Raw genomic sequence first — 12,751 nt, 5'->3', positions numbered from 1 at the left:
GGATCACCCCGAACGCGAACCCGGCCCGGGTGAAGTACTGGTTACTGCTGCCCGGGTGCCCCACCAGCAGGTAGGCCGCCGGGCCGGCGAGCGCCCCGCCGAGCAGGAACACCTGCACCGGCTCCAGCCGCCACCGGCGCAGCCGCAGCAGCGCCAGCACCCCGGCCAGCCGGAGCTGGAGGCTCAGCAGGAACGCGACGAACACCGCCGCCCACAGCAGCGCGGTCGTTCCCGCCGGGCGACCGGTCCCGACGTACGGGCGCAGCCCCGAGAACGGGTCGACGGTCACCCCGTGGCTCTCGAACGCGAACAGCACGGCGGTGGCGAAGAGCTGCGCGGCCAGCGTCAGCCCGGCCGCCGCCAGCACCGCCCGGGGCAGGGTGCGACGGAACGCCAGCGACACCGCCGCGGTGAACGCCAGCGCGGCCAGCACCACCGGCACCGAGCTGGCCTTCGCCCCCGTGGAGGCGGCCAGGAACAGCGCCGCGAGCACCCACGCGCCGCGACCCAGCGCCGGCACCGCCGAGCCCCGGGCCCGGCCGACCAGCTCACCGAGCGCGGCCACCAGCGGCAGGAGCAACACCCAGCTGTACGTCATCGACGGGCTGCCCCAGACGATGAACGTGGCCTGGGTGCCGAAGAGCTGGCGTACCCCGTTCTCGTAGCCGAACTCGCCGACGGTGAACATCAGCGCGGCGGCGGCCACCCCCGCGTACGCCCGGCCGGTGACCCGCCAGCCGACGACCGCGACCAGCACGGCGGCGAGCGCACAGAGCGTCGGCACGCCCAGCCGGAAGAAGACGGTCGGCAAATCCACGCCGCTGACCAGGCTGCCCGCCGCGAGGTGGGCGAAGCCGAACCAGTGGTAGTGCAGGGGTTCCCCGGCGACCTGCGGCACGTCGAGCGGGACCTGGTGGGTGGCCGCCCCGGCGAGGGAGAGCTGGAACGCGAGGTCGATGTACTGCGCCTGCCCCTCGTCGGTGGGCAGCACCGGGTTGACCCGCAGGAACGACTCGTACAGGTAGAGGGTGAAGCCGACGACGACCCCCGCGAGGGACCAGGCCCAGCCGGTCGGCACCGGGACGTGGCCGGTGGCGCGCCAGTGCCGGCGCAGCCGGGGCACGGCGGCGAACGGCACGAGCACCGCCAGGGGCCACAGCCACAGCAGGTGGGGCAGGCCGGCGGCGGTGAACGCCGCCCACCCGGCCAGCTCCAGCACCAGGCCGACGGCCGCGCCGAACGCCAGGTCCTCGACCAGGGTGTGCGGCCGGCGGCGCAGCGCGCGGAACACCAGCGTGCCGGGGAGCAGCACGGCCAGCAGGGCGTACCCGGTCCAGCGGGCCAGGTCGGGCACGGGGGTCCCGGTGGCGAGCAGCACGGCGGCGACGACGGCGTAGCCGGCGGCGGCCGGGGCGTACCGCAGGGCTGTGGACCACCTGAAGGGCCCGCTGCCCACGATCCGGTCGCCCGGCTCGTCGGCGGTCGCGGGGCCCGGCGCGGCGTCGTCCGCGCGGCGGCGGGGGCCGGTCGGGTCGGCGCCGCCGGTGGCGAGCGCGGTCACCGGAGGCTGTCGGCCAGCTCGGCCGCGCCGCCGGTCGCCGGCCCGTCGGCGTCTGCCGCGCCGGGCTCGGCGGTGTCGCTGGCCACGAAGTACGCCGGGCGGCCCTGTACGGCCGTGTAGATCCGGGCCACGTACTCGCCGAGCAGGCCGAGGCAGAGCAGTTGCACCGCGCCGAGGAAGAGGATCGCCAGGTACAGCGAGGGCCAGCCGGTGACCGTGGAGCCGCCCAGCCAGGCGGCGACGGCGACCACCACCAGCACCCCGCACACCGTCACCCCGAGCAGCCCGAGCCAGGTGGCCACCCGCAGCGGCGCGGCGGAGAAGCTGGTGACGCTCTCGGCGGCGAGCCCTACCATCCGGGACAGCGGGTACTTCGTCCGGCCGGCGGCGCGTTCCTCGCGCTGGTAGGTGACCTCCCCGCTGGGGAAGCCGAGCCAGGGCACCACCAGCCGCAGCACGGGACTGCGCTCGGGCAGCTCGCGCAGCGCCTCCACGGCCGCCCGGCTGAGCAGCCGGAAGTCACCGGCCTGGGCGGGCACCTGCTTGCCGACCAGCCGGCGCACCAGCCGGTAGTAGCCGGCGGCGGTCCACCGCTTGAAGCGGGTGTCCCGGCTGCGGTCGGCGCGCACCCCGTAGACGATGTCGAGGCCGTCGGCGCGGGCCCGGCGGAGCATCTCGGCGACGGTCTCGGGCGGGTCCTGGAGGTCGGCGTCGAGGCTGACCACGTACCGGCCCCGGGCCCGCAGCACCCCGGCGAGCAGGGCCGCCTGGTGACCGCTGTTGCGGCGCAACCGCAACAGCCGTAGCTGCGGCCAGCGGGCGCGTAGCCCGGCCAGGCCGGCGGGGGTGCCGTCGGTGCTGCCGTCGTCGACCACCAGCACCTCGTACGGCTCGCCGAGGGCGTCGAGGACGGCCCGCAGCCGCCGGGCGAACAGCGGCAGCACGCTCTCCTCGTTGAACATCGGGACCACGACGGACAGTGCCGGCTCCGGTCGCGTCACGGGGCGGGCCTCCGTCTCGTCTGCGGCGCTCGGACAGCCGAACGCTACCAGCCGGGCCGGTGCCGGCAGGCCCCCGCGCGTCGACCCGCGACCGCCGGACTGTGCCCCGGCCGCAGGTCAGTTCCCGCAGGTCGTCGCGGGTAAACCGGGGACCGGCACCGGGGACCGGCCGGTCGGGCGGGCCCGGCCGGCGAGCACGTCGGCCAGGGCGGTCATCGACGCGGCGCTGGAGGAGTACGTCGCCAGCAACGTCGGCGACTTCGCCTTCGCCAGCAGGTACGGGGTGTCCATCGCGACGGTCACCGCCGCGTTCGCGTCGAGGTCGCCGGTGCCGTCGCCGTACCCGACGAGGTGCACCCGGGTGCCGCCGCTCGGGACCACCTCGACCCCGGCGGCGGTCAGCGCACCGGTCAGCAGGTTCCGGGTCTTCTCCCGGCCGCCGGAGGAGGTGACGGTGACCGGGGCGCGGACCCCGGACGTGCAGGAGCCGCGCAGCACGGTGACCGCTCCGGCCGCGAGTGCCGCGGCGGCGCGGCGGTGCTCCGGGCTGTTCAGGGTGGACATCTCCGGGGCGGGCGCGCCGGCCAGGGTGAACTTCATGGTCAGCACCCGGGTCACCGCCTCGACCAGCCGGGCCCGGGGCAGCGAGCCGTCGCGCAGCGCGGCGAGCAGCCCGTCGTACGCCTGGGTGACGTTGGGGGGCATCAGGATCAGGTCGTTGCCGGCCTTGAGCGCCCGCACCGCCGCCTCCCCCGGCGACCAGCGCTTGGCGGGGGGCATGTTCATGCCGTCGGTGATCACCACACCCTTGAAGCCGAGCTGGCCGCGCAGCACGTCGGTGAGGATCTTGTGGGAGAAGGTCGCCGGGGTGCCCGGGTCGATGGCGGTGACATCGAGGTGGGCCGACATCACCGCGAGGGCCCCGGCGTCGATGCCGGCGGAGAACGGCGGGAACGCCGTGGAGTCCAGCACCTTCCGGCTCTGGCCGATCACCGGGAGGTCCTGGTGCGAGTCGACGGCGCTGAGCCCGTGCCCCGGGAAGTGCTTGACGCTGGCTGCCACCCCGGCGCCCTGCAACCCCCGCACCGCGCCGGCCACCTGGGCCGAGGCCCGCTTCGGGTCCGCGCCGAACGACCGGGAGCCGATCACGGTGCTGCGGGTGACGAGCACGTCGGCGACCGGGGCGAAGTCCAGGTTGATCCCCATCGCGGCCAGCTCGGCGCCGGCGGACCGCCAGGCGGCCTCGGTCAGCGCCGGGTCGCCGGCCGCACCGGCAGCCAGCGGGCTGGGCAGCAGGGTGACCCCGTCGGTGATCCGGGTGACCACCCCGTACTCCTGGTCGGTGCCGATCAGCAGCGGCGCCGCGCCCGCGGCCAGCTTGCCGGCGGCGTCGCGCAGGCCGGTGGTCAGCTCGCGAACCTGCTTCGGGTTGTCGACGTTGGTGGTCTCCTGGTTGCCGGCGGTCGGGTCGTCGGCGCTGAAGCCGACCAGGATGAGCCCGCCCAGCCGGTACCTCGCCACCATCTCCGCCGGGGTGTCGACCCCGGCGAGGGCCCGGTTGCCGGCGGCGGAGCCGGTGGAGACCTTCGTCGCGTTGTCGCCGTACGCGTAGGGCATCAGGACCTGGCCCACCAGGTCCTCGTCGGCGAGGGTGCCGACCAGGGCGGCGGCGCGGGCGGCCGGGTCGGCGGTCGCGGTCGGTGCGCCCGACGGGGTCGGGCCGGCCGCGGCGGCGCTGGCCGACGGGGCGGGACGGGGCCGGTCCGGCTCCCCCGTGCATCCGGTGAGGAGCACGGCGGTCAGGGCGGCGAGCGCGACGCCGGCACGTCGCGAGGAATTCGACACGCGGTCCATCCCACCAGTTCACCCCTTATCGGGGCAACTCGGTTCAGCCGACCCGGGTGAGCAGCGTCACCGGGGCGCCGTCGCCGGCGTACCGGTAGGGCTCCAGCTCGGCGTCCCAGGCGGTGCCGAGCGCCTTGTCGAGCGCGTGGGCCAGCGCCTCGGGGGCCCGCGCGGCGGCCATGATGCCGCGCAGCCGGTCCTCGCCGAGCTGGATGTCGCCGGCCGCGCCGACGGTGGCCCGGAACAGGCCGCGCCCCGGGACGTACATGAAGCGTTCGCCGTCGACGCCGGCGCTCGGTTCCTCGGTCACCTCGAAACGGATCATGGGCCACTGCCGGAGGGCAGCAGCCAGCTCGGCGCCCGTCCCCGGGCGACCGGTCCACCCGCACTCGGCGCGGCGGGCGCCGGGGTCGACGGGCTGGGCCGTCCACTGCAGGTTGACCGGCGCGGCGAGGACGCGCGCGATCGCCCACTCGACGTGTGAGCACACGGCGAGCGGGGTCGAGTGGACGTATACGACGCCACGCGTTGGCACGGTGACCTCCCGGAGAGCGAGGTGCGTCTTCCCCTACGACCTCGACACCCGAGTGGCTGTTGGAACACATGATGACTGGTGGGACGGATGGTGCGCCAGAGAATCGGAAAATTCGCCGCCCGGACGGGGCGGAATGCCGGGCCGGCGGCCACGGTTGTGCTCTCCGACAGTCGCGGTGACCAGCCAGGCATCGTGGTCGTGTACAGTTTTCTCGGCGGCTTGTGCCGCGCACATCTTCGGCGGGCCGAGGCTCTTCCCGAGCGTCACCCGTCACAGCCCCCGGACGTTCCCGTCCTCCCGTACGTCTCCAAGGAGTACCTCCGTGGCGAGCAACACCTCTAAGACCGCGCGCGCGTCAGTCCGGGCCGGCCAGGCTGGCCAGGGTGGGGCCCTCAGCGTGCTGGGCGAGTTCAAGTACGTCATCCCGCTCAACGGCGGCAAGCACGCCTACGTGCGGAATCTGACCAACGGCAAGACCGCGCACCTGCGCACCGACTCCGAGGCCTTCGTCGAGGAGATCCGGGTGCTGGCCGCCGCCGGTCACGCCGCCAAGATCCGGGCCGAGCTGAACAACCTCGCCGCCGCGCACCCGGACCACGGCTGGGACGCCACCGAGAAGCGCCTCGCCGAGGCCGGCGTCTTCGGCGGCTGAGCCCGCCCGCGACACCTGCGACACCCGAACCGCCCGCCGGGCCACCCGGCGGGCGGTTCGCCGTCTCTGCCCGCCCCCCACCGGGCTTCGCCGTCTCCGCCCGCCTCACCAGGCACGGGAAGGTGAGAAGGGGACCCTTCTCTACCGCAGGCGCAACAAAGGGCCCTTCCTTACAGATGGTTGGCGTGGTGTCATGGCGGGTAGCCGGTGTTACCGCCGGGTCACCCGGCAATGAAGTTTCCGTGGCGGCCCAGGGGGAGGCGGCGATGCCGGAACACGTCGAGGTGCGGCTCGAAGACGACGTGCACCTGCACGTGGCGGCGTCCGGGCCGCCCGACGCCGAGGTCACCGCGGTCCTGCTGCACGGCTGGACGCTGGACGGGCGGAGCTGGCACCGCCAGCAGGCCGAGCTGCGCGAGCGGTTCGGCGACCGGGTCCGGGTGGTCACGTACGACGCCCGGGGGCACGGCCGGTCCGGCTGTATGGCGCTGCGCACCGCCACCCTGGCCCAACTCGGCGACGACCTGGCCGCCGTGCTCGACGCCGTCGCCCCGGCCGGGCCGGTGGTCCTGGTCGGGCACTCCATGGGCGGCATGACGATCATGGAGTACGCGCACCGGCACCCCGGCCACTTCGCTGCCCGCGCGGCAGGGCTGGTGTTCGTCTCGACCACCGCCGAGGGGCACACCCACACCGTGTACGGCCTCTCCCCTCGCATCGCCCGGCTGATCCGGCTGGCCGAGACCACCGGCGCCGGGGTGCTGGCCCGCTGCGGCGCGTGGCGTCCGCCCCGGGCGCTGCTGCGCGCCCTGCGACCCAGCATCCGCTGGATGCTCTTCGGCGACCACTGCGACCCGACCGACCTCCGGCTGGTCACCTCGGCGGTGGCCCGGGCCACGCTGCGCTCGATCGGCGGGTTCCGGGCCTCGATCGGGGCCCAGCACCGGCTGGACACCCTCGCCGCGCTGGCCCACCTGCCGGCGGCGGCGCTGGTCGGGGACCGGGACCGGCTCACCCCGCCGCCGTGCGCCGAGTCGATCGCGGCGGCCCTGCCGGCGACCGAGCTGACGGTCTGCCCGGGTGCCGGGCACATGCTGATGATGGAGCGGCCCGAGCAGGTGAACGCGGCCCTGGCCGGCGTGCTGGGTCGGGCGCTGGCGGGCGCGCGGAGCGGGCTTCTGCCGGGCTGAACAGTGGCACGGTCGACGGCCTGCCGACGTGGGGTGGATCGCGGCAGCGGCATGGCCCCGCGAACCCGTCGGCCGCTGGCCGTACCCTCACCCGGTCACCCCGGCGCGCCGCCCGCGCCCCTGGCGTGGCCGCCGCCGTCTGCGAGGAGCCGTACGTTGATCGACCGCACCACCCTGGAGCAGGAGATGACCGCCGAGCAGCGGCATCTCGACCGGGTGTACGCCCGCCTCGCCGAACTGCGCCGCCTGGCCGCCCAAGCCGAGAAGGACGGCTACCGCCTGGCCCGGGTGGGCAACTTCGGAGCGCTCGTCGAGCGGGACGCGATGGTCTTCCACGCCGCCCAACGCCGGCACGTGCTCGACGCCGAGCACGAGGGGCTGGTCTTCGGCCGGCTGGACCTGCGGGAGGGGCAGGTGCTGCACGTCGGGCGGCTCGGGGTGCGCGGCGAGGACGCCGAGACTCTCGTGGTGGACTGGCGGGCCCCGGCCGCCGCCGCCTTCTACCAGGCGACCCCCGCGCAGCCGCTGGGGGTGGTGCGCAGGCGCACCATCTCCTCGTCGGCGGAGCGGGTGACCCGGATCGAGGACGACCTGCTGGACCCGGCGGCGGCCCCGCCGGACATGGCGGTGGTGGGCGACGGCGGGCTGCTGGCCACCCTGTCCCGGGCAACCGGGCGGGGGATGCGGGACATCGTGGCCACGATCCAGCGGGAGCAGGACGAGGCGATCCGCTCCCCCGCCTCCGGGGTCACGATCGTCTCCGGGGGCCCGGGGACGGGCAAGACGGCGGTGGCCCTGCACCGGGCGGCGTACCTGCTCTACTCCGACCGCAGCCGGTACGCCGGCGGCGGCATCCTGGTCGTCGGCCCGTCGGCGGTGTTCGTGGAGTACATCGCCTCGGTGCTGCCGTCGCTGGGCGAGGAGGCGGCGACGCTGCACTCGCTCGGCTCGCTGTTTGCGGGGATGAGCGCGATGCGCACCGACCCGCCCGAGGTGGCGGCGGTGAAGGGGTCGCTGCGGATGCGCCGGGTGCTGGAGCGGGCGGTGCGGGACGCGGTGCCGGGCGGGCCGGGCGAGCTGCGCCTGCTCTACCGGGGTGAGCTGCTGCGGCTGGACCGCCGGGAGCTCGACGGCATCCGGGACCGGGCGCTGAGCCGGGGGGCCCGCCGTAACGAGTCGCGCCGGGCGGGCTTCGACGGGGTGTTCGCGGCGCTGTGGGCGCAGGCCCGCCGGCTGAACATCGGCCGGCTGCCGGAGCAGCGCGCGTTCGAGGACGAAATCGCCGAGCGGCCCGAGTTCCGGGAGTTCCTCAAGGCGTGGTGGCCGCGCCTGCACCCCCGGCACGTGCTGGGCTGGCTGGCCCGCCCCGACCGGCTGCGCCGGTACGCCGCCGGGGTCCTGTCCCGGGCGGAGGTCGGCCTGCTCGCCGACGCGTACCGGGCGCTGGACGTCGAGGGGCTCACGATCGCCGACATCGCCCTGCTCGACGAGCTGGACGCGCTGCTGGGCAAGCCGGTGCAGCCGAGGCGGGCGAAGCGGGACCCGTTCCAGCTCGCCGGGGGCGTGCGGGAGCTGAGCACGCGCGCCGACCGGCAGCGGGCGGCCCGGGAGGCGGCCCGGGAGCGGCCCGAGGACTACCGCGACTACGCGCACGTGGTGGTCGACGAGGCGCAGGACGTCTCGCCGATGCAGTGGCGGATGATCGGCCGGCGCGGCCGGCTGGCGTCCTGGACGGTGGTGGGCGACCCGGCGCAGACCGCGTGGACGGGGGACCCGCAGGAGTTGACCCGGGCCCGGGACGCGGCGCTGGGCCGGCGACGCCGGCACCAGTTCGAGCTGACCACCAACTACCGCAACTCGGCGGAGATCTTCGCGGTGGCGGCGGCGGAGATCCGCCGGCTCTACCCGGACCTGACGCTGCCCCGGGCGGTGCGGTCCACCGGCGTGGCCCCGGTCGCGCTGACCGTGCCGGCGACGGAGCTGGAGGCGGCCACCGTCGCGGCGGTCGTCGACCTGCTCGGCGAGGTGGAGGGCACGGTCGGGGTGATCACGCCGGTGCCGCGTCGGGACGAGGTGGCCGGCTGGCTGGCCGGCCGGGCCGCGCCGCGCCTTCAGGTGGTGACCAGCCTCGAGGCCAAGGGCATGGAGTACGACGGGGTGGTGCTGGTCGCTCCGGGCGCTATCCGGGCCGACCCGGGTTCCGGCGTGCGGACGCTGTACGTGGCGTTGTCCCGGGCCACCCAGCGCCTCGTCACGATCGATCCGGCGGGCTGATCGGGGCCCGGCCGCTCACCGGCCCCGGCCGCCACCCACCATTTGCATACATAGCAATGTGAGCATAGGTTGGATCGGGCTCGAGTCGCGGACGGAGGGTGTGGGCGTGGGCGCAGGTCATGACCACCACCACGGTACGGCGGCGAACGCCTCGGACCGCCATTCGGGGCGGCTTTGGGCAGCGTTCACGCTGCTCGCCGTGCTGATGATCATCGAGACGGCCACCGCGCTCGACACCGGCTCGCTGGCGCTGCTCTCCGACGCCGGGCACATGTTCACCGACGTGCTCGGCATCGGCATGGCGCTCGCCGCGATCACCGCCACCCGCCGGGCCACCGCCGACCCGCAGCGCACGTTCGGGCTCTACCGGCTGGAGGTGCTCGCCGCACTCGGCAACGCCCTGCTGCTCAGCGGCGTCGCCGTCTACGTTCTCGTCGAGGCCGCCCGCCGCTTCGGCGACCCGCCCGCGGTGACCACCGGCCCGATGCTCGCGGTGGCGGTGCTGGGCCTGCTCGCCAACGTCGCCGTGTTCGCCCTGCTGCGCAGCGGGGCGAAGCAGAGCCTCAACCTGCGCGGGGCGTACCTGGAGGTGCTGGGCGACCTGCTCGGCTCGGTCGGGGTGATCGGGGCGGCAGCACTGATCATGGTCACCGGCTGGTCGTGGGCGGACCCGGCGGTGGCCGTCGCGATCGGCGTGTTCATCCTGCCCCGCACCTGGCGGCTCGGGCGGGCCGCGGTGCGCATCCTGGTCCAGGCCGCGCCGGAGCACCTCCAGGTGACCGCAGTGCACGACCGGCTGGCCGCGGTGCCCGGCGTGGTCGAGGTGCACGACCTGCACGTCTGGACGCTGACCTCCGGCATGGAGGTCGCCTCGGCCCACCTGACCATGGCGCCCGGAGCGGAGGTCGGCGCGGTGCTGACCGCCGCCCGCACCGCCCTGCACGAGGACTTCCGCATCGAGCACGCCACCTTGCAGGTCGAGCCGGGAGCGTCCTGCGACGGCTGTGGGCCAGCCGGCTGGTAGGGCCGACGCCAACAATTTTCACGGCTTTTGTAGTCATTTGCCTGATTTAAGCGGTTTCGTCCGCGTACCCTCCGTCACGGACGCAGCGCTGGTCCCACCGGCACCGGTAGGCTCGGTCCCGGCCTCCGCCGGGCGGCGCCCTCCGGCGCCTGCGGTGGCCGCCGCCTAATCGCCTTCGGGCGAGCCGGGGAACCACGTTCGTGGGGTGCATCCGCCTGAGCGGTAGGGATCTTCCGTCCCGAACCCGTCAGCTAACCCGGTCGGCGGCTGACGGAAGGACACGCACATGCCAGTAGTGGCACCTGTAGGACGGATCGCCGCCCGGGTGGCGGCGGCACTGGTGCTGACGCTCGCCGTCGGCCTCGGGATCGCGCCGGTGGCGCCGGCCGGGGCCGCACCGCCCGTCGGCCTGCTCGCCGCCGCTCCCGGCGACGACGAGGAGGGCGGCACCCCCGCCCTGCGCGCCCAGCTCGAGGCGGCCAGCAAGGGGTACCTGGAGGCCAAGACCGCCCTCGACCGCTCGGTGAAGCGGCAAAAGCAGCTCGGCGGCCAGCTCAAGGCGGTCGAGGCCGAGCTGGTCACCCGCGGCGCCAAGGTCGGCGAGATCGCCGGCGTGGCGTACAAGAAGGGACGCCTCACCGCCGCCTCCGCGCTGCTCAACAGCAACTCCCCCGAAGGCTTCCTGGACCGGGCCGCCGCGCTCGACGCGGTCGCCACCAAAGAGGACCGCGCGCTGCGCGAGCTGCTGGCGACCCGGGACGAGGCGACCAAGACCCGGCAGGGGATCGACGGCGAGATCCGCGAGCAGCGCAAGCAGGTCGCGCTGATGGGCAAGCGCAAGGAGCAAGCCGAGCGGGCACTCACCGTGGCCAACAACAAGGCCAGCAGCAGCGGCGGGTCCAGCCCGGGCGGCACCTCCAGCGCGAACGCCACCCCCGCGAAGCGCAACGCCGACGGCTCCTGGCCGGCGGAGTCGTGCAGCGTCAACGACCCCACCCCGGCCAACGGCTGCATCACCCCGCGCACCCTGCACGCGCTCAACCAGGCCAAGGCCGCCGGCTTCACCCGGTACGTCTCCTGCTACCGCCCCGGCGGCTCCGGCGAGCACCCCAAGGGCCGGGCCTGCGACTTCGCCGCGCAGAAGGGCGGCTTCGGCGGCGTGGCCACCGGCGGGGACCGCACCTACGGCAACAACCTCGCGGCGTACTACGTCCGCAACGCCGACCGGCTCGCCGTGCTGTACGTGATCTGGTTCAAGCAGATCTGGCTGCCCAGCAGCGGCTGGAAGGCGTACAGCGGCGGAAACGGGGACCCGTCAAGCGACCACACCAACCACGTGCACCTGTCGGTGATCTGACCCGCGCCCCGGCGGCCTTCCCGCTTCGACGGGCCGCCGGGGCGTTACGCCGCCCGGCCCAGCACCTCGCCCAGCCGCCGGGCCAGCCCGAGGTGCGCGGAGCGGGCCTGCCGGAAGGCGTACGGGAACAGCGGCGCCGGGGCGGCCAGGGTGATCTCCACGTCGACGCGGACGATGCCGCCCGGCTCGTCACGCAGCCGGGTTCGGTTACGCACCGTAGTGGCAGGCCGCTGTCGGGCCACCGTGACGATCTCGTCGTCGGTCACCACCAGCACGTCCGCCTGGTACGTCACGCCAAAGCGCAGCGGACCGGCGGCGAGCTGGTCGGTGATCGCGTAGCTGGCCAGGGACCCAGGCCGGGGCGGCAGCCGGCGCACCCGCGTGATCAGCGGATGCAGCTCGGTCTGCCGGGCGGGGTCGCCGAGCAGCGCCACCGCCTCGGCACGCGGGCAGCGGGCCTGAACGGAGTACTGAAAGCTGTCCCGCCGGAGCATCCCTCGATCGTCCCCCACCCGAGGGCACGAGGGAAGGGCTCATCGGCACGAGCCCGCACGCGAGGGCCGGGGCGCCGGTGGCGGTCAGGCTCCCGGCAGCACCTCGGGGGTGGCGGTGCCGGCGTAGTAGGGCTCCGGGGCGCCGAAGAGGCCGAGCAGGCCGGTCACCCAGAGCTGCCGGTGCACGAACCGGCTCGGCTCGGTGACGACCAGCTTCACGCCGCTGACCTCGGCGGTCTGGAAGCCGGCCACCATCGCACTGATGCCGACAGAGTCGATGAAGGTGACGAGGCGCATGTTCAGCTCGATGCGGGCGGGCCGCCCCTTGGCGAGCACCTCGGCGATGGCTTCACGCACCTCGTACGCGGTGTCGACGTCGATCTCACCGCGCGGGGCGATCTCGACGACACCACCGGACAGAACCGACTTCACGATCGACAGGCTCACGCGAGCACCTCCACTCGCCCGTTCACGGGCGCCTCATCAGTACGCGGGCCGCGACCGAGAGTATTCCTCCGATGGCCTCGGTCGCCACCCCTCGGGATGAGCAATTCGTGGATCAGGGCAATTCACGTTGCCCTTATCCGGACTAATCAATCCTGTTTGCCACCCGACCGGCCCGGGGGCCGATGTCGCCGACCCAGGGTAGCGGTCCGCTGCGACCTTCGTGTGCACCCGCACCCCGGCGTGGCCCACCCGGGCCCGTCCCGCGCCCTGCGATGCTGTCCGGGTTCACCCGACCGGCCACCCGGGCCCGGCCGGCCGTAACGCGGCCGTCGCCCGCCGGACCCGGCACAGTTGCCCGCCCCGCCTAGCAT

11 protein-coding genes and 1 riboswitch are annotated in these 12,751 nt (G+C 74.7%); of the genes, 5 read left to right on the top strand and 6 right to left on the bottom strand.

Annotated features, from left to right (window positions below):
* The 4 genes from E1258_RS23325 to E1258_RS23310 form a co-directional block, all read right to left on the bottom strand.
* Positions 1–1,561: hypothetical protein (locus tag E1258_RS23325; protein ID WP_207919679.1), on the bottom strand; the 1,561-nt coding region annotated here is incomplete at its 3' end.
* Positions 1,558–2,562: a glycosyltransferase family 2 protein gene (locus E1258_RS23320; RefSeq protein WP_256371028.1), complete on the bottom strand. Its 1,005-nt coding sequence runs from the start codon at positions 2,560–2,562 to the stop codon at positions 1,558–1,560. The genes E1258_RS23320 and E1258_RS23325, both read right to left, overlap by 4 nt.
* A gap of 117 nt (positions 2,563–2,679) precedes the next feature.
* Entirely contained in the window at positions 2,680–4,416 is a 1,737-nt protein-coding gene (locus tag E1258_RS23315) for a glycoside hydrolase family 3 protein (RefSeq protein WP_132404883.1), read from the bottom strand.
* Between the two features lie 34 nt (positions 4,417–4,450).
* The gene (locus E1258_RS23310; protein WP_043966937.1) at positions 4,451–4,942 is read right to left on the bottom strand and encodes a DUF3145 domain-containing protein; all 492 of its coding nucleotides are present in this window, start codon (positions 4,940–4,942) and stop codon (positions 4,451–4,453) included.
* A gap of 322 nt (positions 4,943–5,264) precedes the next feature.
* On the opposite strand from E1258_RS23310, the gene E1258_RS23305 reads away from it, so the two are divergent.
* The 5 genes from E1258_RS23305 to E1258_RS23285 all read left to right on the top strand — a co-directional run bounded on the left by E1258_RS23305 (position 5,265) and on the right by E1258_RS23285 (position 11,439).
* Entirely contained in the window at positions 5,265–5,594 is a 330-nt protein-coding gene (locus tag E1258_RS23305; protein ID WP_007072358.1) for a hypothetical protein, read from the top strand.
* A 266-nt stretch (positions 5,595–5,860) separates the two neighbouring features.
* Positions 5,861–6,784: an alpha/beta fold hydrolase gene (locus tag E1258_RS23300; RefSeq protein WP_132404881.1), complete on the top strand. Its 924-nt coding sequence runs from the start codon at positions 5,861–5,863 to the stop codon at positions 6,782–6,784.
* A gap of 156 nt (positions 6,785–6,940) precedes the next feature.
* Positions 6,941–9,058, top strand: coding sequence for an AAA family ATPase (locus E1258_RS23295; protein ID WP_132404879.1), 2,118 nt, complete (start codon positions 6,941–6,943; stop codon positions 9,056–9,058).
* A gap of 106 nt (positions 9,059–9,164) precedes the next feature.
* Positions 9,165–10,082 carry a cation diffusion facilitator family transporter gene (locus tag E1258_RS23290; RefSeq protein ID WP_132404877.1) on the top strand — a complete coding sequence of 306 codons (918 nt, stop codon included), beginning with the start codon at positions 9,165–9,167 and terminating at the stop codon, positions 10,080–10,082.
* 152 nt (positions 10,083–10,234) lie between these two features.
* A riboswitch (cyclic di-AMP (ydaO/yuaA leader) is annotated at positions 10,235–10,364 on the top strand.
* Positions 10,365–10,368: 4 nt separating this feature from the next.
* Positions 10,369–11,439 carry a hypothetical protein gene (locus E1258_RS23285; protein WP_132404875.1) on the top strand — a complete coding sequence of 357 codons (1,071 nt, stop codon included), beginning with the start codon at positions 10,369–10,371 and terminating at the stop codon, positions 11,437–11,439.
* A 44-nt stretch (positions 11,440–11,483) separates the two neighbouring features.
* On the opposite strand, the gene E1258_RS23280 is transcribed toward E1258_RS23285, so the two are convergent.
* Both E1258_RS23280 and E1258_RS23275 read right to left on the bottom strand, forming a co-directional pair.
* Entirely contained in the window at positions 11,484–11,933 is a 450-nt protein-coding gene (locus E1258_RS23280) for an SRPBCC family protein (protein WP_132404873.1), read from the bottom strand.
* An 84-nt stretch (positions 11,934–12,017) separates the two neighbouring features.
* Entirely contained in the window at positions 12,018–12,380 is a 363-nt protein-coding gene (locus E1258_RS23275; protein WP_007072364.1) for an STAS domain-containing protein, read from the bottom strand.
* Between the last annotated feature and the right edge of the window lie 371 nt (positions 12,381–12,751).

Origin of the sequence: Micromonospora sp. KC207 (assembly GCF_004348615.1) — a bacterium.
In the GTDB taxonomy this organism is placed as follows: Bacteria; Actinomycetota; Actinomycetes; order Mycobacteriales; family Micromonosporaceae; genus Micromonospora.
This window is presented reverse-complemented; position numbering and strand designations above follow the sequence as displayed.